General features: G+C 57.7%; 18 protein-coding genes. 9 read left to right on the forward strand and 9 right to left on the reverse strand.

Annotation, left to right across the window (positions count from 1 at the left end; genetic code table 11):
• Positions 1-2 precede the first annotated feature (2 nt).
• Positions 3-842 (forward strand): 3-keto-5-aminohexanoate cleavage protein, encoded by an 840-nt coding sequence (locus tag Q8K08_RS09705; RefSeq protein WP_304802336.1) that lies wholly within the window; start codon positions 3-5, stop codon positions 840-842.
• 77 nt (positions 843-919) lie between these two features.
• A complete protein-coding gene (locus Q8K08_RS09710) occupies positions 920-2248 on the forward strand; it encodes a lyase family protein (protein ID WP_305249941.1) in 1329 nt (442 codons plus the stop codon).
• On the opposite strand, the gene Q8K08_RS21980 is transcribed toward Q8K08_RS09710, so the two are convergent.
• Positions 2249-3622, reverse strand: a complete 1374-nt coding sequence (locus tag Q8K08_RS21980; RefSeq protein WP_322573435.1) for an FCD domain-containing protein — start codon at positions 3620-3622, stop codon at positions 2249-2251.
• 181 nt (positions 3623-3803) lie between these two features.
• Between Q8K08_RS21980 and dctP the strand changes: the two genes are divergently transcribed.
• The 5 genes from dctP to Q8K08_RS09745 all read left to right on the forward strand — a co-directional run bounded on the left by dctP (position 3804) and on the right by Q8K08_RS09745 (position 8245).
• The gene (dctP, locus tag Q8K08_RS09725; protein ID WP_305249942.1) at positions 3804-4799 is read left to right on the forward strand and encodes a TRAP transporter substrate-binding protein DctP; all 996 of its coding nucleotides are present in this window, start codon (positions 3804-3806) and stop codon (positions 4797-4799) included.
• A 54-nt stretch (positions 4800-4853) separates the two neighbouring features.
• Positions 4854-5363 carry a TRAP transporter small permease gene (locus tag Q8K08_RS09730; RefSeq protein ID WP_304802329.1) on the forward strand — a complete coding sequence of 170 codons (510 nt, stop codon included), beginning with the start codon at positions 4854-4856 and terminating at the stop codon, positions 5361-5363.
• A 1-nt stretch (position 5364) separates the two neighbouring features.
• Positions 5365-6657, forward strand: a complete 1293-nt coding sequence (locus Q8K08_RS09735) for a TRAP transporter large permease (protein WP_370870538.1) — start codon at positions 5365-5367, stop codon at positions 6655-6657.
• 19 nt (positions 6658-6676) lie between these two features.
• Positions 6677-7123: a type II 3-dehydroquinate dehydratase gene (locus Q8K08_RS09740; protein ID WP_305249944.1), complete on the forward strand. Its 447-nt coding sequence runs from the start codon at positions 6677-6679 to the stop codon at positions 7121-7123.
• Between the two features lie 354 nt (positions 7124-7477).
• Positions 7478-8245 carry an ATP-binding cassette domain-containing protein gene (locus Q8K08_RS09745; RefSeq protein ID WP_305249945.1) on the forward strand — a complete coding sequence of 256 codons (768 nt, stop codon included), beginning with the start codon at positions 7478-7480 and terminating at the stop codon, positions 8243-8245.
• Positions 8246-8360: 115 nt separating this feature from the next.
• Here the strand turns inward: Q8K08_RS09745 and Q8K08_RS09750 are convergent, their stop codons facing one another.
• Positions 8361-8567 (reverse strand): hypothetical protein, encoded by a 207-nt coding sequence (locus Q8K08_RS09750; protein WP_305249946.1) that lies wholly within the window; start codon positions 8565-8567, stop codon positions 8361-8363.
• Between the two features lie 266 nt (positions 8568-8833).
• On the opposite strand from Q8K08_RS09750, the gene Q8K08_RS09755 reads away from it, so the two are divergent.
• Both Q8K08_RS09755 and Q8K08_RS09760 read left to right on the forward strand, forming a co-directional pair.
• Positions 8834-10117 (forward strand): two-component system response regulator, encoded by a 1284-nt coding sequence (locus Q8K08_RS09755; protein WP_304802320.1) that lies wholly within the window; start codon positions 8834-8836, stop codon positions 10115-10117.
• Between the two features lie 540 nt (positions 10118-10657).
• On the forward strand, positions 10658-12505 hold the full coding sequence (locus tag Q8K08_RS09760) for a PAS domain S-box protein (protein ID WP_305249947.1): 1848 nt from the start codon (positions 10658-10660) through the stop codon (positions 12503-12505).
• Positions 12506-12544: 39 nt separating this feature from the next.
• Here the strand turns inward: Q8K08_RS09760 and Q8K08_RS09765 are convergent, their stop codons facing one another.
• The 7 genes from Q8K08_RS09765 to Q8K08_RS09795 all read right to left on the reverse strand — a co-directional run bounded on the left by Q8K08_RS09765 (position 12545) and on the right by Q8K08_RS09795 (position 19691).
• Entirely contained in the window at positions 12545-13516 is a 972-nt protein-coding gene (locus Q8K08_RS09765) for a PleD family two-component system response regulator (RefSeq protein WP_305249948.1), read from the reverse strand.
• Between the two features lie 343 nt (positions 13517-13859).
• Complete coding sequence (locus Q8K08_RS09770) at positions 13860-14717, reverse strand: DMT family transporter (RefSeq protein WP_304802314.1); 858 nt, start codon at positions 14715-14717, stop codon at positions 13860-13862.
• 87 nt (positions 14718-14804) lie between these two features.
• A complete protein-coding gene (locus Q8K08_RS09775; RefSeq protein WP_305249949.1) occupies positions 14805-15818 on the reverse strand; it encodes a TRAP transporter substrate-binding protein in 1014 nt (337 codons plus the stop codon).
• A 23-nt stretch (positions 15819-15841) separates the two neighbouring features.
• Entirely contained in the window at positions 15842-17119 is a 1278-nt protein-coding gene (locus Q8K08_RS09780) for a TRAP transporter large permease (protein WP_304802310.1), read from the reverse strand.
• Positions 17116-17670 (reverse strand): TRAP transporter small permease, encoded by a 555-nt coding sequence (locus Q8K08_RS09785; protein ID WP_305249950.1) that lies wholly within the window; start codon positions 17668-17670, stop codon positions 17116-17118. The genes Q8K08_RS09780 and Q8K08_RS09785 overlap by 4 nt, the downstream gene beginning before the upstream one ends.
• A gap of 1 nt (position 17671) precedes the next feature.
• Positions 17672-18838: a fumarylacetoacetate hydrolase family protein gene (locus tag Q8K08_RS09790; RefSeq protein WP_370870539.1), complete on the reverse strand. Its 1167-nt coding sequence runs from the start codon at positions 18836-18838 to the stop codon at positions 17672-17674.
• A gap of 136 nt (positions 18839-18974) precedes the next feature.
• Positions 18975-19691: a FadR/GntR family transcriptional regulator gene (locus Q8K08_RS09795; protein WP_304802305.1), complete on the reverse strand. Its 717-nt coding sequence runs from the start codon at positions 19689-19691 to the stop codon at positions 18975-18977.
• Positions 19692-19792: the final 101 nt, after the last annotated feature.

Below are 19792 nucleotides of genomic sequence, written 5' to 3' on the forward strand. Positions count from 1 at the left end.
CCATGACAAATCCCTGCATCATCTGCGTCGCCATCACGGGATCCTTGCCACGCAAGGCTGATAATCCCGCCGTACCGGTCACCGTGACCGAACAGATCGAGTCGACCCATGCCGCGTTTGAGGTCGGGGCCACCATCGCCCATTGCCATGTGCGCAACGATGATGAGACGCCGTCATCAGACCCCGAGAAGTTCGCGGCACTCAAAGCGGGGCTGGAAAAGCACTGCCCCGGCATGATCGTGCAACTGTCGACCGGGGGCCGGTCGGGGGCGGGGCATACGCGGGGCGGCATGCTGCCCTTGCGCCCCGATATGGCGAGCCTGTCGGTTGGGTCCAACAACTTTCCGACCCGCGTCTATGAGAACCCGCCCGATCTGGTGGATTGGCTGGCGGCTGAGATGAAAGCCCATGGCGTGAAGCCTGAAATTGAGGCCTTCGATCTGTCCCATATCCTGAAGGCCCGCGATATGTGGGACAAGGGCCAGATCACCGACCGCCCCTATGTGCAATTCGTGATGGGCGTGAAAAACGCGATGCCCGCCGACCGTGAGGTGTTTGAGTATTATATCAAAACCGTGCATCGCCTGTTCGGGGCGGATGCGCCGTGGTGCGCGGCCGGGATCGGCCCAAACCAGTTCGTGCTGAACGATTGGGCGGTGTCATCGGGTGGCCATGCGCGCACGGGGCTGGAAGATAACGTGCGGCTGGACAAGGCCACGCTCGCGCCCTCAAACGCAGCGCTGGTGCGGCGCGTGGTGGATCTGTGCGACAAATACGAACGCCCCGTCGCCACCTGGGCGCAAGCGCGGGCGATCCTTGGATTGAAGGACGTTGCGGCATGAAAAAGGGTTGTCCGACAAAACGGGCCGACCGATAACCGCTGCGGACACGTCCACTCAGCACTGCAAAAAGGAACACCATGCCCGCAGCCCTTGCCGATTCTGCCATTTATGGTCGCCTGTTTGGTGACGCTGAGGTTGCCCGCCTGTTTTCTGACAGCGCCGAGACCCGTGCGATGTTGATGGTCGAAGGGGCGCTTGCACGGGTGCAGGGGGCTTTGGGTCTTATCCCGGCCGACGCCGCGGCTTTCATTGACCGCGCCAGTCATGAGATCCAGATCGATCCGTCGTCGCTCGCCACCGAAACGGCGCGCAACGGGGTTCCGGTTCCGGCATTTCTGGCGGCATTTCGCAAGGCCGCCATGGCGCCCGAGCCGATGCAATACCTGCATTGGGGGGCCACCAGTCAGGATATCATGGACACCGCGCTGGCGCTGCGCCTGCGCCCGATGCTGGTCTTGTGGGAAACCCGGCTGGATGGTCTGTTGAGCGCTCTGGCCGCTTTGGCTGAAACCGGGGCGACGTTGCCGATGGCCGCACGGACTTATGGCCAGTTTGCCACCCCTACCAGTTTTGGGGCCGTGGTTGCGGGGTGGGGCTGGCCGCTGCTGGAGTGGCGCGCGCGGATGTCACCTTTGCGCACAGATCTTCTGAAAGTCTCGCTTTCCGGGGCGGCGGGCACGTTGTCCGCGATGGGTGACGCGGGGCCGCAGGTGCGCGCGGCGCTTGCCCACGAGCTTGGTCTGACCGACCCCGGCCACAGCTGGCATAGTGACCGTAGCGCTCCCGGACAGCTCGGCGGCTTTGCCGCAGGTCTTGCGGGCAGCCTGGGCAAACTGGGCGAGGATGTGCTGGCCCTGTCGCAATCCGGGTTGGGCGAGGTCAGCTTTGCCGGCGGATCGGGGGCGTCTTCGACCATGCCACAGAAGCAAAATCCGGTTGCGGCCTCGGCGCTGGTGGCGTTGGCGCGGCATGTGATCGGGCTGGCAGGTTTGGTGCAGGGCGCCGCACTTCACCGTCAGCAGCGCGATGGGGCAGCGTGGTTCAGTGAATGGCTTAGCCTGCCGCAGCTGTGCATCTGTACCAGCCGGATGCTGTCGCTGGCAGAAGAAATTGCCCCCAGTCTGGCACCAGATGGTGTCGCCATGGCGCGGCTGCTGGATGGCGGTCTTGGCCTGATCCATGCCGAAGCGCTGACCTTTGCCTTGGCGGAGCAGATGCCGCGTCCTGACGCGGTGGCGGCAGTGAAAGAGATGTGCCAAACGGCCCAGACGGCCCAAACTCCCCTGCCAGAGCTTGCCAATCGGCGGTTTCCCGGCACCGACTGGGCGGCGAAATTGGCCACAGGTGGCCTTGGTCAGGCACCTGTTGAGGCGATGGCTTTCGTAGCACGGGTGCGGGCGGGTTGATCAGCCGCGTCCGACACGGGCAGTGATGGCACCGCTGGCCAGCGCGTGGCGCACCCCGCCGGTCAGGTGCTCTTGCAAGATTGCACCGGCGGCGGCGGCATCGCGGCACATTGCGGCATCCATCAGCGCGCGATGTTCGCGGGCGGATACGGCGCTGCGAAACGACAGGGCAATCATCTGATACCGCAAATAGCGGTTGAGAACAGCGCTGTGCAGCCATGAGAGTGAGCCGGAACCGCAGGCAGAGATCAACGCCTGATGAAACTCCAGATCATATCGTTTCCAGATGTCGATATGGCTGCGGTCGCCGGTTTCCATCTTTGCTTCCATCGTGGCAAGCTTGTGCCATGCGGCCAGCACCCGGCTTTCCCATTCGACATCACCATTGCGGAAGGAATCCGCCAAAGCGCGGCTTTCCAGCAAGTGCCGCAGATGCGCCAGATCCTCAAGATTGGCGGCAGAAACGGGGGCCACCTCAAATCCGCGCTGGCCTTCGGCAACCACCAGACCTTCGGTCGCCAGACGGTTCAAAACTTCACGAAGGGTGCTGACGGATGCGCCACAGGTTACGCGCAGCGATTCAAGCCGCAGTTTCAGTCCGGGTGCCAGCCGACCTGAAAGGATATCGCCCCGCAATTGCCGGAAGACCGTTGCAGCCACCGTGTCTTCCTCGGGTGCGATTGCCAGAGTGGCCGGCGCGGGGTCCAGTGTTCCAGCTGCCAGCGTATGTTCAACGCAAGCGGTGATGTGGCGGGTCAGGATTGCGGCTGCTGTTTCGGCATCGCGGTTCAGGGCGGCTTGTAGCAGTGCGCGGTGTTCGTCCGCCGCCGCCTCTCCCCGGAAAATCACAGCAACGATCTGGTAACGCAGATAGCGGTCAAAAACCCCACTGTGCGCCGCCAGCAATTCCTCCGACGCACAGGCCGAAATCAGGGCGTGGTGAAATTCCTTGTCATAGCGTTTCCAAAGCTCTGACCGGCTCCGGTTGCCAGCCAGCATTTCACGTTCAATCATTTCCAGCTTATGATGGGCACCCACGATGCGGCCTTCCCATTCCAGATCGCCCCGCGCAAAGGACTGGCGCAGAGCGTGACCTTCGAGCACATCGCGCAGGCTTGCCAGTTCGCGGAACTCGTCTTGGGTTACGGGTGCCACGGCAAAGCCGCGCTGACCTTCGGCCAGCACAAACCCTTCACCGGCCAGACGGTTCAGGCATTCGCGCAAGGTGGTGACAGATGCGCCATAGCTTTGGCGCAGACGGTCAAGGCGCAGCCGTGCGCGTGGGGGTTCACGCCCGGCAATAATATCTGCACGCAGGGCGCGGTATGTGCTTTCCCCGGTCGTATCCAGCAAAGTTTGGCGTTCGTCTTTCATAGCTGAAGACTTGTCACGACCGATACTCCTCCGGCAACAGGCAATCTTATTATCGTATAAAATGCTTATCATATGTTAAAAAGATAAAAAGCGGTTGAAATATAAAGCATCATAGATAATGTGCTTTGATATTGGTCGGGACGGGGCCAACACACATAAGATTCCATGGGAGGATGAGACGATGGCAGGATTTACGCGCAGAGTGTTGCTTGGGGGGGCCGCAGTCGTGGCCCTGACAATGGGGCAACTGTTTTCGGGCGCTGCGATGGCGCAGGACAAGCCGGTGCTGCGGTTCTCGGCGGTATTTTCCGATCAGGATATTCGCGCCCAGATGGTGCAACAGCTTGGCAGGGCGGTGGCAGATAAAGCCTCGCTGGAACTGCACTATGGCGGCACACTTTTCACCCAAGGCACCGAACTCGTCGCGCTTCAGCGGGGCAATCTTGAAATGGGCAACATCGCCCCGCAAGACATCGCCAACCAGATCCCGGCATGGTCTTTGCTGACCTCTGCCTATCTGTTCCGCGACCCGGATCATCTGATGGCCTTCTTTGCGTCGGATGCCGGGGCAGAGATGAAGAAACTGGCCGAAGACCAGCTTGGTATTCACATCCTTGGGCCAACGTTCTTTGGCACGCGCCATGTGGGGCTGAAATCGGATAAAAAGATCAGCACTCCCGCGGATATGGCCGGTGTTCGGCTGCGGATGCCGCCTGGCGAAGCGTGGCAGTTACTGGGCGAAGCCTTGGGCGCAAACCCGACCGCCATGGCCTATGCCGAGGTTTATACCGGCCTGCAAACCGGTGCGATTGATGGTCAGGACAACCCGCTTCCCAACGTGCAGAACATGAAGTTCTACGAAGTGATGAGCCAGATTGCACTGACCAGCCATCTGGTTGCATTCGATCTGCTTACCATCTCGACCTCGGCGTGGGAGGCGATGTCTGCGGAACAGCAGGCGGCGTTTCAGGCCGCAGCAGATGAGGCCATGGCATGGAGTGCGGCAGAGCATCTGAAGCGTGAAGTTGAACTGGCCGAATTCTTCAAGGCAGAGGGTCTGGATATATATGCCCCTGATGTCGATGCCTTCCGTCAGGCTGCGCAAGCGAAGTATCTGTCATCCCCGATTTCGGCCGATTGGCCCGAAGGTATGCTGGACCGCATCAACGCGATGTAATGTACAGTACGGGCGGCCATAAAATGGCCGCCCGTCCACCGGGGGGAGGGGATGATGGACACTCTGCGAAAGGTGGCAAACCTGCTGTCGCGTGCCGCCGAGGCGGTCGCTGCACTGATGCTGGGCGTCATGTTTTGCTCGTTTCTGATCACCATTCTGTTTCGCTATGTGCTGAACCGGCCCTCTGGCAGTGCCTCTGAACTCAGCTCGGTGATGTGGCTGTGGCTGGTGTTGTTCGGTGCGGGCTTTGTGCTGCGCGAGCGTGAGGAGATCCGGTTTGATATCCTTTACAGCGCCGTGTCGCCTGCGATCCGCCGGCTGTTCATGGTGGTGATCGCAAGTGTCGTTGTGGGGCTGTTCCTGCTGTCACTGCCTGCGGTCTGGGATTACGTGACCTTTATGAAGGTGCAGCGCACGGCCTATCTGCGCATCCGGTTCGACTGGTTGTTCTCGGTCTATGTGCTGTTCGCTGGCGGCGTCATCCTGCGCTATTCTTGGCTTGCCCTTCGCGCCCTTCGTGGCCATGACCCCATGCCGCCGGTTTTGCCCGGAAAGGACGATTGAGTTGGACCCCTTTACCGCTGGCCTTGTTCTGATTTGCTTTCTGGCCCTTCTGGGCCTGCCGATCGGGCTTTCGATGATCACCGGCTCGATCCTGTATCTGTGGATGCGCGGGCAGGATATGGGTCTGGTGGCGGAGCGCCTGCTGAATTCGATGTTCACTGGCTATGTAATTCTGGCCGTGCCACTGTTCATTCTGGCGGCAGAACTGATGAACAGCGGGTCGATGACCGACCGCCTGCTCAGGTTCTGCAATGCCTTTGTGGGACGGTTCCGAGGCGGGCTGGCACAGGTCAATATCGTTCAATCGGTTATCTTTTCGGGCATGTCCGGCTCTGCCTTTGCCGATGCGGCGGGCACCGGCCGAATCATTGCGAACATGATGACCCGCAATGGCCGCTATACGCGCAGCTTTGCGGCGGCTCTGACTGCCAGTTCTGCCGTGATCGGCCCGATTATCCCGCCGTCCATTCCGATGGTGCTTTACGCGCTGGTGTCGAATGCCTCGATCGGGTTCCTGTTTCTGGCCGGAATTCTGCCGGGGCTTCTGATGGCCTTGATGCTGATGACACTGGTTGTCGTGCAATCGCGTCGCCTGAACTTTCCGGTCGAAACCCCTGTTCCCATTCGCGAGTTGCCGGGCATCACGCTGGGTGCGTTTCCTGCGCTTCTGATGCCTGTGGTGCTTTTGGGTGGGATCTATTCCGGAGCGATGACCCCGACCGAAGCAGCCGCTGTCGCTGCCGCCTATGCGCTGCTGGTGTCGTCGCTGCTGTATCGGTCAATCTCGCTTGGCCAGCTTTACCGGGCCTTGACCTCGGGCGCGCGGTCCTCGGCGTCGATTGGCATGTTGATCGCCGGGGCACTGGTGTTCAACTATGTTGTCACGGCAGAGAACATCCCGCAAAAACTTAGCATTTATCTGACCGGATGGGATCTGACGCCGCTGCAATTCCTGCTGTTGGTGAATGTTGTGCTGTTATTGATCGGCGCGCTGCTGGAAGGCACCGCAATTCTGCTGATCATCGTGCCGGTGTTTATTCCAACAGCAACCGCGTTGGGCATTGACCCCGTGCACTTCGGCGTCGTGGCAGTGGTCAACATCATGATTGGCCTGATCACTCCGCCCTATGGCCTGCTGATTTTCATCATGCAAAGCATCACGGGCGCGCCCTTGCGCCATCTGATCCGGGATCTGATCCCGTTTATCATCGCGCTTCTGGTGGCGCTGATGATCATCACAGTCTTTCCCGACTTCGTTCTCTGGCTGCCTCGGCAGTTCGGATACCAAGGATGACAATAAAAGAGAGGGCGACATGCCTGCTGCGATTCACGTTCTGAACGGCCCAAACCTCAATCGTCTTGGCTCGCGAGAGCCTGAAATCTACGGCCACACGACGCTGGCCGAGGTAAAGGCGATCTGCGAAGACGCCGCAGGCGCGCATCCGATGGTGTTCCTGCAATCAAATGCCGAGCATCAGATCATCGACTGGATTCACGAAGCGATCGATGCTGGGGCTGGGGCAATCGTGATCAACCCGGCCGGGCTGACGTTTACTTCGGTTCCGATTATGGACGCGCTGAAGATGTTCCCCGGTGTGGTGATCGAGCTGCACATATCGAACATCCATCGGCGTGAGGCGGTGTATCACCAGTCACTTGTCTCAAAGGTTGCCACTGCCGTTATCGCTGGTCTGGGGCCAGACGGCTACCGCAGCGCCGTTGACGGCGCTCGTCGGATTCTGGGCGCTATAAAGTCTTGACGATGGACAGATAAATCCGGCTTCTTCGGTCGAACCTGCCTGATTTGTCGGGCGCTGTTGGTGGTACGGAGAGCGTTCAAGCACCACCACCGGGGCCTTGCCGCCCAGCCCCAGAACGGTGGGTTTAAGTTCTTCGCCTGCAATGTGCCTGATGTCGCGGAACATGTGCCATCTGGCGGGATTTTTGCTTCACTTCATGCTTGTCAAAACAGATTACGGTCCGCCTGAGACAGCCTTGCTGACATCCGCCGTCATCATTGGCCTTGATCCGCATTTAATTTCAGCGGGCTGGCACTTTTTTGGCATGAAATTACAGGTCAGTGGGCGTGCGTACTTTTGTGGCGCATTCAGCAGGTGAGGCGAAAGCGTCTCGAAGATGCGCTGCCCGCCCCCAACCTCGACCACAGTATCAGCTTCAGCGACGTTGCCCAAGGGCAGGACAAAGCCGCACTTGAGGATGTTTCGTTCAATATTCCGTCAGGTACTTCGGTCGCAGCAAGCGGGCGGTCGGGGTCTGGCAAAACGACCATAGCGAATCTGATCTGTGGGTTCATTGCCCATATCGAAGGCGAAATACTTGTCGACGGCGTTCCTCTTGTCCAAGTCGAACGAACGTCGTGGCTTTCAAGGGTTGCGATGGCCAGTCAGGAACCGGACCTGTTTGACGGCACGATCACCGAAAATATTCTTTGTGGTGACTCTGACCCTGGCTTTGAACAGGTTTTTGCCGCGGCAACTGCTGCCGACCCGGATGGGTTCATCCGCAATCTGCCAGATAGTTACGACACGCTTGTCGGCGATCTTGGCCTGAACCTTTCCGCTGGTCAGCGGCAGCGGCAGCGGGTTGCCCTTGCTGGCGCCTTGCTGCGAGAACCACGTTTGCTGATCCTCGATGAAGCAACAAATGGCATGGACATTCTGTCTGAAGCGACCGCTCTCAAGATCCTTGCAGATCGAAATGGAACGCGCACCACTATCTTGATCAGCCATCACTTGTCGTCGATCCGTTTGTGCGACAGCTACATTCGGATGAACGAGAGCCGCATCAACGCGTCAGGCCCTCGTGCCGCCTTCGATGACGCCACTTTGGACGATATGCTAAACGGTGCGGTGGCAAACTGAACGTAAGAGGGCTGCAGACTCTACCCAGATCTGGTCCCGTGAGGGGCGTTTTCAGTGACACGTCAACCATGTGGCACCTTCCCCTTGGCTTATGGCAGCAGCGAATGTTGGCCGGTCATGTGGGCAGCGGCACCCGGTCGGGGTCCGGGCGGAAGCCGAACAACAGCGCATACAGCACCTGCACCACAACCATCGTCAGCACCGTTGCAAGGGCCAGCCCGCACGTGATCGTCACCTCTCCCCCAGAACCGCGTGGCGCGGCCTGCTGATAGAGCCCTCCTGTGGGAAACGCCAGACGCATCGACTGCAGTGGCAGGACCAACCCCCTTCATGACCTGCTGGTTTCAGAAAGAGGCCTCGTTTTGACTGCTGCAGTACGAGCAAGGTATCGCGCAAACCTATCGTTCATCATTTGCAGGCCATTCGAACAGCAATCGGCTTCCACAAACACTAAGCTGTGTCTTTGATTGTGCGAGATTCAGACGGAAATTTCTAGCCAGCAACATTGGAAGCTCCTTCGGCTTTCGACACACTTTTGACAAAGTCTCTGCTCAAAGTTGATTGAAGAACGTCTATTTGTAGGCAGTCATGGCGACTGTCGCGGGAGATTGCGTGATGGTGCTAGGCTACGTTGTTGTTGGGATGGTGGGCGGAGCTGTCGGCTTTGTGGCATCCTTGACACTAGGGGCATCCTTTTGGTCAGCCATTCTGACTTACGGCCTGGTTGGGTCGATTTCGACGCTGATCCTTCCCATTGCACGCCTCGCTTCGGACAGCGCACAGCACGTGACGCCTACAAATGCGGATACTGCGACAAGTGTCACGCCGGTCGCAGGGCAGGTTGACCATGTAGTACCGAATGGCGCGGAAGCTGCCCCCCTGCCTGCGACCGATGTGAAAATGAGAATCCTTGCTGTTGACGACGATCCCTTCATTCTGGAGCTCGTTCCGAAGATTGCAGCAAAGGTTGGGTGCCCGGACATCACGACAGTCAATTCCGGCGCAGATGCACTGGCCATGATCGCACAGGCGGACAAACCGTTCGATTGCCTTCTTCTGGATATCAACATGCCGGGTATGGACGGGATCGAGCTGTGCGCCCGCATCCGCGCAACGCCCGGCTATGATGAGGCTTCGATCATCATGCTGACGGCTATGACCGACACGGATTATCTTGAGCGGGCTTTTATTGCTGGCGCTAATGACTACACCTCCAAGCCGTTTGACATCACCGAATTCGGTGAGCGTATGCAAATCGCGCAGGCATGGACAGCCGTCAGGCGCGCCGACTTGCGTGGCGAAGATGGCCGGGGGATGGTCGGCAACGATCCCTCCCGCGACAGCCTGCGGGCCTCTAAACTGCTTCCCGGTGTTGTAAAAGCGCACTTGCTGATCAACGAAGACGCGCTCCAAAATTATCTCGCGCGATTGCCAAGTTCGGATCAGGTAAGTGCCTATGTTATGGCAATCGCCCTTGACGAGGTTGCCGAGCTTGCTGATGCCCAGCCTTCTGCAGAAGTTCTGACTGGGCTTGCGCGCGTCGCGGTTGCGATTGATGATGTTTTCAAGGTTGATGGCTATGTCATGGCATTTGCTGACGAGGGCAGGTTTATCGTTGTGTCGCGTGCGCACAACCTTCCTGCTGCGCAGGTGATCGAAGCTGCCATTCAGGATCGTCTTGACAAAGAGCAAATGGAAACTGGGGCAGAGCGCAGAGACCCTCCGCAGGTTTCCGTTGGCAACGCGGTGCGGCCGGGCGGGCGCAGCTCCCAGCGGGCTCGGATGGCAGTGAATTCAGCCGTCCATCTCGCCGAAGCGCGGCAATTGCAGAAAATCGGTATTGCCCCACCCATCCCCGCGATCCGTGCGTGATAGTGATGCCTGCGCAGGCCCGGTATTGGCGTTAAGGCCGCAAGCGGTACTGACCCCCGTAAGGCTTTCAGGTTGACGGCTTTTGGAATGCCCATGGCACAAGGGCGCCGCTGCGTGACGCGGGCTGGCATTTGGCGATAGCGGTCAGGGTCTTGATCAGAGAAGCGATGTCGCATTCGTCATAACCAGCAACGAGCGCAGCCCTTTTTACAGGTCTAATTGTGTTTTCGACACGGTTGGCATCCTTTTCCTCTGGGCCATCAATGACCTTTACCCGGACGGCCTTCGATCCACCTGATCCGTCCGGTTTTCGAGTTGGTGCGTAACCGCAATCCCCCTGCAAACTCGGGTTGCAGACCGGCATGCCTCAAACGTCACCACACCGAAACCTTGGGCGAACCTAGCGCTTGCCCGAGACTATTTCGATCAGCCGGGTTAGTGTATTTCGAATGAGAGGATTGCCTGTTCCGCCCCAACGGTGGATGAACGAGTTTGGCTTGGGATGTTCAACTCCTACACTTCGCCAACAACAGGTGCCCGATGGATACGATCACGATGAACACGGATGCGCTCACTGCCGTTGGGCTTGCAGTGCTGGTTCTCGATGAGCAGAACCAAATTATTGATGGCAATGTCTCTGCATTCCAACTTCTGGGCCGAGAGCCGGATGAGGTGATCGGCAAATCAGTTCTTTCCCTTTTGCCACTAACTGTTTTGCACGAACGGGAAGCCACGTGCCCAAAGGCCCCAAAGCTGATTATGGCACAGGAACTGGTCGTCCGGGCCCCTACGGAAAGCCCCCTTTTTCTTTCCGTAAGCGTTTCAAGCTGTACCGATGCCTTGGGTCAGGTTCGGTCAACGGTTCTGATGCGTGACGTATCTGCAGAACGCAGGGATCTGGACATTGCCCAAAAGGAACTGGCGCTATCCGCACATGCCATCCAGAGGGCCAAGATCGGCGTCTTTGAGTACGACCCGGCAACGGACACCGTTACTGTGTCAGCCGTGTGGCGGGAACTATTGGAGATAGCGCCAGACGAGCAGCTTGACATGCAGGAGGAATGGCGGAGCCGCGTCCATCCAGATGATCTGGCCATAGCAATCAGACCCGTTCAACTTTGTCTGGAGGGCCTCGTTGAGCGCGCAAGCTGCGAATACCGGCTTCAGTCGCGAGATCGGACGCACTGGCGATGGATGCAAACCAACATCGCGGTTCTGCATCGCGATTCATCAGGATCAGCAACGCGGATCGTGGGTGCGCAAATTGATGTCTCCGAGCGGAAACAAACCGAAGAAGATCTGCAACGCAGCCTTGAGCAATTTCGCTCTTCATTCGAGCATGCGCCAATCGGCAAGGCTATCGTACGGCTGGACGGACGTTGGTTGAAAGTAAACTCCGCCCTGTGCAATCTGTTCGGCTACACAGAAGAAGAATTGCTTCAAACCGATTTTCAGTCTTTGACCCATCCTGATGATCTTGAAGCTGATCTCGCCAATGCCGCCCCCTTGATTAAAGGCGAGATTAACTCCTATCAGATGGAAAAGCGCTATATTCGGTCAAACGGCGCAGTCATGTGGTGTCTCTTGAGCGTCGGTCTGGTCCGGGATGGACAGGGTCGGCCAGATCACGGCGTGGCACAGGTCGTTGACATCACAGAACAGCGACGTCTAGATCAGCTGAAAAGTGATTTTATTGCAGTTGTAAGCCATGAATTGCGCACACCGCTGACATCAGTTCTCGGCGCAGTCTCTTTGCTTGAGACGTTTGAGGATGAAGGTTTTTCTGATGAAGTGCAGCGGCTATTGTTTATCGCAAAGACAAATGGCGAACGACTTCGCAATCTGATTAATGATATTCTCGACTTTCAAAAGTTTTCTGCCCATCAAATGCGATTTACAATTGTGCCATGCCCGGTCGCGTCGCTGGTTGAAGAAACCCTGCTTGCCAACCTGGCTTTGGTTGACAAATATACAGTGCGCTTCAAACCTACCCTTCCTGACCGATCCTTGGTGGGTCTGATCGATCCGAAACGGTTTCACCAGATCATGGCCAATCTTCTGACCAACGCCGCAAAATTTGCACACCCTGAAACTGAAATTGAAGTAACTGCAAACGGGTTGGGATCCACTATTCGCGTCTCAATCAGTAACATAGGTCCGGGAATTCCTGACTCGTTTCACAATCTGGTATTCAAACCCTTTTCTCAGGCAGAGAATCCTTCCGACCGCAAATCCGGAGGGACGGGATTGGGGCTTAGCATAACCAAGCAGATTGTTGAGCAGATGGGTGGCACAATCGGCTTTGAAAGCGCCCCAGGTGCCCTAACGACATTCTGGTTCACCTTTCAGGCTACAAGTTCCGGGACGTTAGGATCTGAAAGTAAGTGAGAACCAAAGAGACCTGCGCTTCACGCAAAGTCTAAAAAACTAGCCGTGCCGAATGTTTATCGTAGGCTTTGCGTCTCGCTTGGCAATCGATCTGCTCTCTGCGCGGGCTACTGCTCTTATGATTGACCGTGGTACTTCGGCGATATCATTGCAATCAGGCCTGATCGGGTTGCCGATGGAGATCTCGATATCCATAGGATCACCATTATCATATTCGGTGTTCTTTTCGTCGAGCACATACTGAACTTCTGCTTCGATCTCTGATGACGAAAGCAAGGCAGCGCTGTTCGAAAGAGCAATGAATGTTCCGTTTCCTGCGTAGGACAGGAAGCTCAGATTTGTCCTCAGGACTTCATTTATCGCATCCGCGATATCGCGGAGCGCATGGCCCATCTCTTCGGGGAGGGCCTTGGATTGGATCCTCTCCACCCAGTCAATCTTTACTCCAATGACCTGAGATGCGGCGAGTCCGGCACGCGAGCTTTGCGTCAAGTAGTTCTTAAGCGCGTTGATGTCGATGAAGTTCTCTACCCCTTGAAAACTGGTGGGGTGGCCAAGGTCAAGCATGTCCTTCGTTGCACTGTCCTGTTGCTTTTCAGTCGCCGAAGCAATGGCCGTAAGAGCCTCTCTGCGCGCGACAACAAGTTCCTGCGCCATACGAAGTCGCGCACCTAGCTCTTTAATATCAAAAGGCTTGGTCGCATAATCAGTCGCGCCTGCTTTGAAGGCGCGATCAAGGAACTCGCTTTCGTGCATCGCTGTCAGCATAATGATGGGTGTTTTTTGATGTTTCTCAAGCTGTCGGATACGGCTACAAAGCTCGATCCCGTCCATGCCAGGCATGTTCACGTCGAGGAGTAGACAGTCGAATTCAAGACCGTCCTGAGCGAGAATTTTCAGCGCATCGCTTGCTGACGAGCAAGTCGTAACCTCGGGAAATCCGGCCTTCGCGGCAAGCATCGGGATCAGCTCAAGGATGAAGGGCGTATCGTCCACCGCAAGGATTTTCATCATTGTCTTCTTATCACCGCCTGGAGGCCAACTGTGATCCAAAAACATGGATGATCTACTGACAATGGCGAACTTTCACCTTCGCGTTGTATCATGCACAGAATGCCGTTGGATACTTTTTTGTGAGGAGCTGGCCAAAATTCGGAGTGGATGCGGTTGGCGCATCGGTTTTTCGGGGGGGTGAGCAAGTCTTGGGGGTCATCAGGTAGCGCGGTGGTTTTCTTGTTTCTGAAACCACCATGGAACGCGGATAGCCGTCGTGGCAAGGCCTGAAAACCGAACCACAAAAACGCATCTTATTTGGATGTGTGGGCAAGGCGAAGGTGGGCCGCACTGCGCAAGTTCATCGACGCAGGACGATCAACCCTGACACAACAATAAGAAACGCCCCGATCAGCATTGCCGGAGCAGGCACATCGCCAAAGACAAGAAAGCCGAAAGCCGCGCCCCAAACCAGCAAGGAATATTGCAGCGGGGCGACCACAGAGGCATCCGCCAGTTTCAGCGCGCGTGTCACCAGCATGTGTGCTGCCGTCGCCACCACCCCCAGCAAAAACAGCAGTGCCAGATCGCTTCCCGACTGGACCGGCTGCCAGTCAAACGGCGCGAGTGCCAGACCGGCAAGCGTTGCCGCCGCAAGCTGGAAAAAGACCAGATCACGGTCGGCGGTTTCACGAAGCGACCGACCCAAAACCATGATCGCCGCAAAGGCTGCGGTGCCCAGCAAGGCAAAGAACGCGCCCGTGCCAGATATTTGCAATGACGGGGCAAGCAGGATCAACACTCCGGTAAAGCCAACAGCAACCGCAACCCAAGTGCGTTTGCCAACGTGTTCACCCAACAGAAAGGGCGAGATCGCAACAACATAGATCGGCGCGGCCATCCAGAACGCCATGACATCGGCCAAAGGCATGGAAGACACGGCAAGATAAAAACAAAAGACCTCGGCCGTGGCACAAAATGCTCGCAGGGCTTGCAGGCGCGGGCGGGGCGCCGACCGGATACGATCCAAGACGCGACCGCCTCGCATGAGAAGTGGTGCCATAATCAATCCGGCCGCCAGCGAACGCAGCAAAATTACCTGCGCCACCCCGTAATCGGCGACCAGCCATTTGCCAATCGCATCATTGCCGGCAAAAGCCGCCATTCCCAGCAGCATCAGAAGCGCGCCGGCCATATTGCCCGTCAGTCCCGGTTTCATTATAAGGCCCCGTTATCATTCAGGCACCCGGAAGCCGGTATCGGCCTCCGGGTGCCTTGTCAGTGAAAGATGCTCACGACGCGCAGGTTATTGGGCAGCGCGCAGTTCGGTCAGGATCTGCTGAACCTGATCGACGACATCTTCCCCGATGGTCGCTTTGTGCTTTTCATAGACGACCTGTGATTTCTCCAGCATGGCCGCCTGGTCTTCGGGCGAAATGGTGTTGAACTTCAATCCGGCCTCTTCCATCTTGGCCAGGGACTTCAGGTTAAGCTCCTGAATTGCTGCGCGTTCCACGTCGCGCCCGACGATGGTGCAGTCGCGCAGGGCCTGCTGTTCTTCGGGCGAATAGGTGTTGAAGATCGCCTTTGAGAACAGGAACAGGAATGGCGTATAGGCGTGCCGGGTTTCGCTGATGTACGATTGCACCTCGTAGAACTTTGACGTGTCGATGGTCACATATGGGTTTTCCTGTGCATCAATCGCTTTGGTTTCCAGCGCCGAGAAGACCTCGCCAAAGGACATGGGCGTCGCATTGGCCCCAAAGTTCGAGAAGGTGTCGAGGAAAATGTTGTTCTGCATCACCCTCACTTTCATTCCCTCGAAATCTTCCCATGTCTCGATGGGCCGCTGCGAGTTGGACATGTTGCGGAAGCCGTTTTCCCAGTAGCCCAGGTTGACCAGCCCGACCGCGTCCAGCTTTTCGTTCAGACTTTCGCCAAAAGGCCCGTCCATCACGGCGTAGGCCTCTTCCGGGGTGCGGAACAGGAAGGGCAGGTCAAAGACGCCAAGCGCGGATTCCATGCCGACCAGCGGTGATGACGACGTGACAACTGCCTCTTGCAGACCGCTGCGCACGGCTTGCGTTGCCTGCAGGTCACCCCCAAGCGCACCGCCCCAGAAGCCTTGCATCTTCATCATGCCGCCGGTCTTCTCGTCCAGACAGGTCTGCATGGCTTGCATGCCAACAGCGACGGGATGATCCTCGTTGATGCCGTTCGAGACGCGGAATGTCCGCTCTTTGAACTGCGCGAATGCGGGGCTTGCAGCTGCAATCACCGTTGTCAGGCAAAGTGCCGTTCTAAGTACAGAGTGTTTCATAGTTTCCTCCCTTGGATTTGTCGTCAGTAGAACCATTTTGCCGGGACGATCACGAGGCTGGGAAACGCGACCAGCAGCAGGATCACCAGAACTTGGGCGATCAGGAACGGCCAAACGCCGCGTATGACCTTGCCAAGCGGCACCCGTCCCACACCGCTGACCACGTTCAGCACGACGCCGACCGGCGGCGTCAGCAAACCGATGCAACAGTTCATGATGAACATGACGCCGAAATAGACTGGGTCGATCCCGGCCTTGGCGACGATTGGCATCAGCACAGGTGTCAGGATCAATATCGTCGGTGTCAGATCGAGCGCGGTGCCCACCACCATGATCAGCAGCATGATGACCAACATCAACACGCGCGGGCTATCGATCAGCGGCTCGATATATCCGATGATTTCATTCGGAATATTGGCCGCCGTGATCAGCCAGGCCGAAACCAGCGCCGCGCAGACCAGAAACATGATCGCCGACGTGGTGCGCCCGGCTGCGATCAACACGCGCGGCAGGTCTGAAATCTTGAGTTCGCGGTAAACAAACACACCAACGAACAGCGCGTAGAAGGCAGCAATGACCGCCGCCTCGGTCGGGGTAACCACGCCCATCTTGATGCCACCCAGGATGATCACCGGCATGCCAAGCGCCCAAACCGCCCGACCTGACGCCCGGCCTCGTTCCGCCCACCCGGTCCGCGGCAGTGTTTCCACATTGTCGTTGCGGGCCACGATCAGCCAGGTCACAACCAAGGCCAACCCCATCATCATACCCGGCACGATGCCTGCCATGAAGAGCTGCGAGATCGAGACGTTGGCGGCTACACCGAAGATAATGAACGCCATTGACGGCGGGATCACAGGCGCGATGACCCCGCCCGCAGCGATCAGCCCCGCCGACCGCGGCACGTTATAGCCCGCCTTTGCCATCATAGGAATCAGGATCGCGGCCAGTGCCGCTGTATCCGCTGCCGCTGACCCCGAGATAGATGCCATGATGACAGCCGCAATAATCGCAACCAGACCAAGCCCACCCCGGATATGGCCGACGCAGGTGATTGCAAACTCGATGATGCGTTTGGACAGACCACCGGCATTCATCAGCTCACCCGCAAGGATGAAGAAAGGAATGGCCAGCAGCGTAAAAGTGTCTGCACCGATCAGCATGTTTTGGGCGATGATCTGGGTGTTGAACATGCCCATGAAAGACATGAGCATCACGCCGCAGAAAATCAGCGCAAAGGCTACTGGCACACCAAGCGCCATAGACCCCAGAAGCGACACAATGAAAACGAGCAGGGTCATTCGCCGCGGTCCCCCGCCTTGACCTTGTCGGCCGTGCCGTAAAGATCTTCTATTTCGCCGCCAAATCCCCGAATTTCAGCTTCGGTGATGCGGCCTGTGGCCAAGCGTAAAAGACGCTCCAGCGTGATCAGGATGATGCCAGCTCCGGTGAACAGCCCAATCCCGTAGACCCAGGCCATAGACAGGCCAGAGACGGGCGCATTCATCGAGGCATTGATGGGCAGCTGTTTCCAGGTGCCATGCGTCAACACAACCGCACAGCCCAAAATCAGCAGATCTGACATTCCCATCAACACCAACCGGCCCTGACGCCCGAATTGCGCCACAACGGTTTCCATCCCCATGTGCTGGCGATGGTGATAGACGACAACCGCTCCGATAAAGGTCAGCCAGACAAAGGCAAAACGCGATAGCTCGTCCGAAAGCGGAATGCCTGAATTCATGGTGTAGCGCATGACAACGTTCACGAAGACCATAAGCGCCATGCTTGCCAACAACAGGGCAAGGAGGATGTCCAGGAACTGAAAAAAGAACCGCGACACCCGCTTCATGTCAAACCCTGTCGCCCAGGCCGCGCGCAATCAGGTTCTGCATCAGAGCGCGGGTTCCAAAGGTCCATTCGGGGCAGCGGTCAGTCCGGTCGACCCAGTTGACCAGTCGTCCAAGACGGGGCGAGGCGATCTCGACCCGGTCACCGACCTCATGCGTAAAGCCCTGTCCTACGCCGCGACGATCCTTTACAGGCGCGAACATTGTGCCCAAAAACAGCACTGCCCCGTCAGGATATTGGTGCGAGCGGTTCAGAAGCTGGCCCGCCAGATCAACCGGGCTGCGGCTGATCGCCTGCATTGGGCTTTCGCCTGTCATCACGAACCCGTCTTGCCCCTCAACGTGCAGCGATACCGTTGTCCGGTCCAGATCATCCTGAGTAAACCCTGCGTCAAACAATCGGATGAACGGGCCGATGGCGCAGGACGCGTTGTTGTCCTTGGCCTTGCCCAGCAACAGGGCCGATCTCCCCTCGACGTCACGCAGGTTCACATCATTGCCAAGCGTCGCGCCCAGAATTGTGCCATCCGAGCGTATGGCCAGCACGACCTCTGGTTCGGGGTTGTTCCATTCCGACATCGGATGAATGCCGACCAGATCGCCACAGCCCATCGAAGACATCGGCTGTGCCTTGGTGAAAATCTCGGCATCCGGGCCGATGCCGACCTCCAGATACTGCGACCACAGGCCCATGTCCTGCAGCAGCGCCTTAACCTGCTTTGCCTTTTCGGACCCAGCCTGAACGCCACGCAGACTGTCGCCGATGACCGGAGCAAGCCGTGCCCGCACTTCTGATGCGCGCGCACTGTCACCGCGCGCCTGTTCTTCGATTACGCGTTCCAGCATGCTGTCCGCAAAGGTGACGCCGGCAGCCTTGATCGCCTGCAGATCGACCGGCGCCAGCAGACGACCAGCCCCTCCGTTCAGAAATCTGTCCAGTGGCCCAAGATCCGTCAGATCTGTGGCGCCAAGGGCAGCATGCAGATCATCTCGCTCCAGAAGACCTGACATCGTAGCCGACACATTGCTAAGGTCGAACACATGCCCGTCGCGCAGGACGAAAGGGCAGGGTCCACCTTGCTGATCGGACCAGACCCGCCCAACGAGGGTTGCGCTTGCGGCATCGTCGGGCAACAGCCCAGAGGCTGCCAAAGCTTGCAGTGAAGTCAATTCTGTCTCTCCCGTTTGCGTCGGCGCCTCCAGCACCGTGCAGTCTGATAATGTCAGACAACATGATGACATGACCTTACTTTGGAGCGCTCTGGCCTGTCTACCGAATTATTTATCGAACGGCGGCCTGCTGTGATCAGAGGTAAAACTCCAGCCGAAGCGCGATGCGCTCGGCCGATCCAACCATGTGGGCCCGCATCGCGGCGCGCGCCCGGACCGGATCGCGAGCAGCAATGGCATCGCGCAATTCAGTGTGTTCCCGGTTCACGATGGCGACGATTTCGTCAAGACGAATCCGTTCGCGCGACTCAACGATGGTTTGCAGGATGCGATCCGACACAGCGCCCAGAAACTGCACGAAATAGTCATTTCCCGTCGCCGAGGCGATGGTCCGGTGAAAATCAAGGTCTGCAACAATGCCGTCGCCAGCGCCGTCATCCGTGACATTCATGCGCTGCAACGCCTCATCCAACTGCCGCAGATGCTCGGCGCGGTGATAGGTTGCTGCCAGTCCTGCTGCCTCAATTTCCAGTGGCACGCGCAGTTGGAACAAGTCACGGAACCCGTGGGGATCCATCTGACGGCGATCATCCAGACGGATATGGCGAGTGGGGCGATCAATGACGAAAGCACCGACACCTTGGCGTGTCTCGATCATACCCTCATTGCGCAATTGCGCGATCGCCTCACGAATTACGGTGCGACTGACACCAAAGCTCTTGGACATTGCGTTTTCGGTTGGCAGCTTGTCGCCTGGCTTCAGGTCACCTTCCTGGATCTGCCGTGCAAACTGAGCCGCAATTCGGGCGGGCAGATGTTCCGTGCGGCTGATCTGAGTAAGCGAACCAGTCATTTCTCTGCTCCTTGTGTCACCAGTCTGGACTGTACCCCATTCTTTGCGCTGGTCATCGTTGGTTTTCTCTTTGCTTGAAGTTTTCAGGTTATCAGACAATC

Origin of the sequence: Pseudotabrizicola sp. (assembly GCF_030684215.1) — a bacterium.
Taxonomy (GTDB): Bacteria; Pseudomonadota; Alphaproteobacteria; order Rhodobacterales; family Rhodobacteraceae; genus Pseudotabrizicola.

Bases quoted from the DNA above. Each gene is read 5' to 3' on its own strand.
- Q8K08_RS09705 (WP_304802336.1), top strand. From the start codon at position 3: ATGACAAATCCCTGCATCATCTGCGTCGCCATCACGGGATCCTTGCCA.
- Q8K08_RS09710 (WP_305249941.1), top strand. From the start codon at position 920: ATGCCCGCAGCCCTTGCCGATTCTGCCATTTATGGTCGCCTGTTTGGT.
- Q8K08_RS21980 (WP_322573435.1), bottom strand. From the start codon at position 3,622: ATGAAAGACGAACGCCAAACTTTGCTGGATACGACCGGGGAAAGCACA.
- dctP (WP_305249942.1), top strand. From the start codon at position 3,804: ATGGCAGGATTTACGCGCAGAGTGTTGCTTGGGGGGGCCGCAGTCGTG.
- Q8K08_RS09730 (WP_304802329.1), top strand. From the start codon at position 4,854: ATGGACACTCTGCGAAAGGTGGCAAACCTGCTGTCGCGTGCCGCCGAG.
- Q8K08_RS09740 (WP_305249944.1), top strand. From the start codon at position 6,677: ATGCCTGCTGCGATTCACGTTCTGAACGGCCCAAACCTCAATCGTCTT.
- Q8K08_RS09755 (WP_304802320.1), top strand. From the start codon at position 8,834: ATGGCGACTGTCGCGGGAGATTGCGTGATGGTGCTAGGCTACGTTGTT.
- Q8K08_RS09760 (WP_305249947.1), top strand. From the start codon at position 10,658: ATGGATACGATCACGATGAACACGGATGCGCTCACTGCCGTTGGGCTT.
- Q8K08_RS09765 (WP_305249948.1), bottom strand. From the start codon at position 13,516: ATGAAAATCCTTGCGGTGGACGATACGCCCTTCATCCTTGAGCTGATC.
- Q8K08_RS09770 (WP_304802314.1), bottom strand. From the start codon at position 14,717: ATGAAACCGGGACTGACGGGCAATATGGCCGGCGCGCTTCTGATGCTG.
- Q8K08_RS09775 (WP_305249949.1), bottom strand. From the start codon at position 15,818: ATGAAACACTCTGTACTTAGAACGGCACTTTGCCTGACAACGGTGATT.
- Q8K08_RS09780 (WP_304802310.1), bottom strand. From the start codon at position 17,119: ATGACCCTGCTCGTTTTCATTGTGTCGCTTCTGGGGTCTATGGCGCTT.
- Q8K08_RS09785 (WP_305249950.1), bottom strand. From the start codon at position 17,670: ATGAAGCGGGTGTCGCGGTTCTTTTTTCAGTTCCTGGACATCCTCCTT.
- Q8K08_RS09795 (WP_304802305.1), bottom strand. From the start codon at position 19,691: ATGACTGGTTCGCTTACTCAGATCAGCCGCACGGAACATCTGCCCGCC.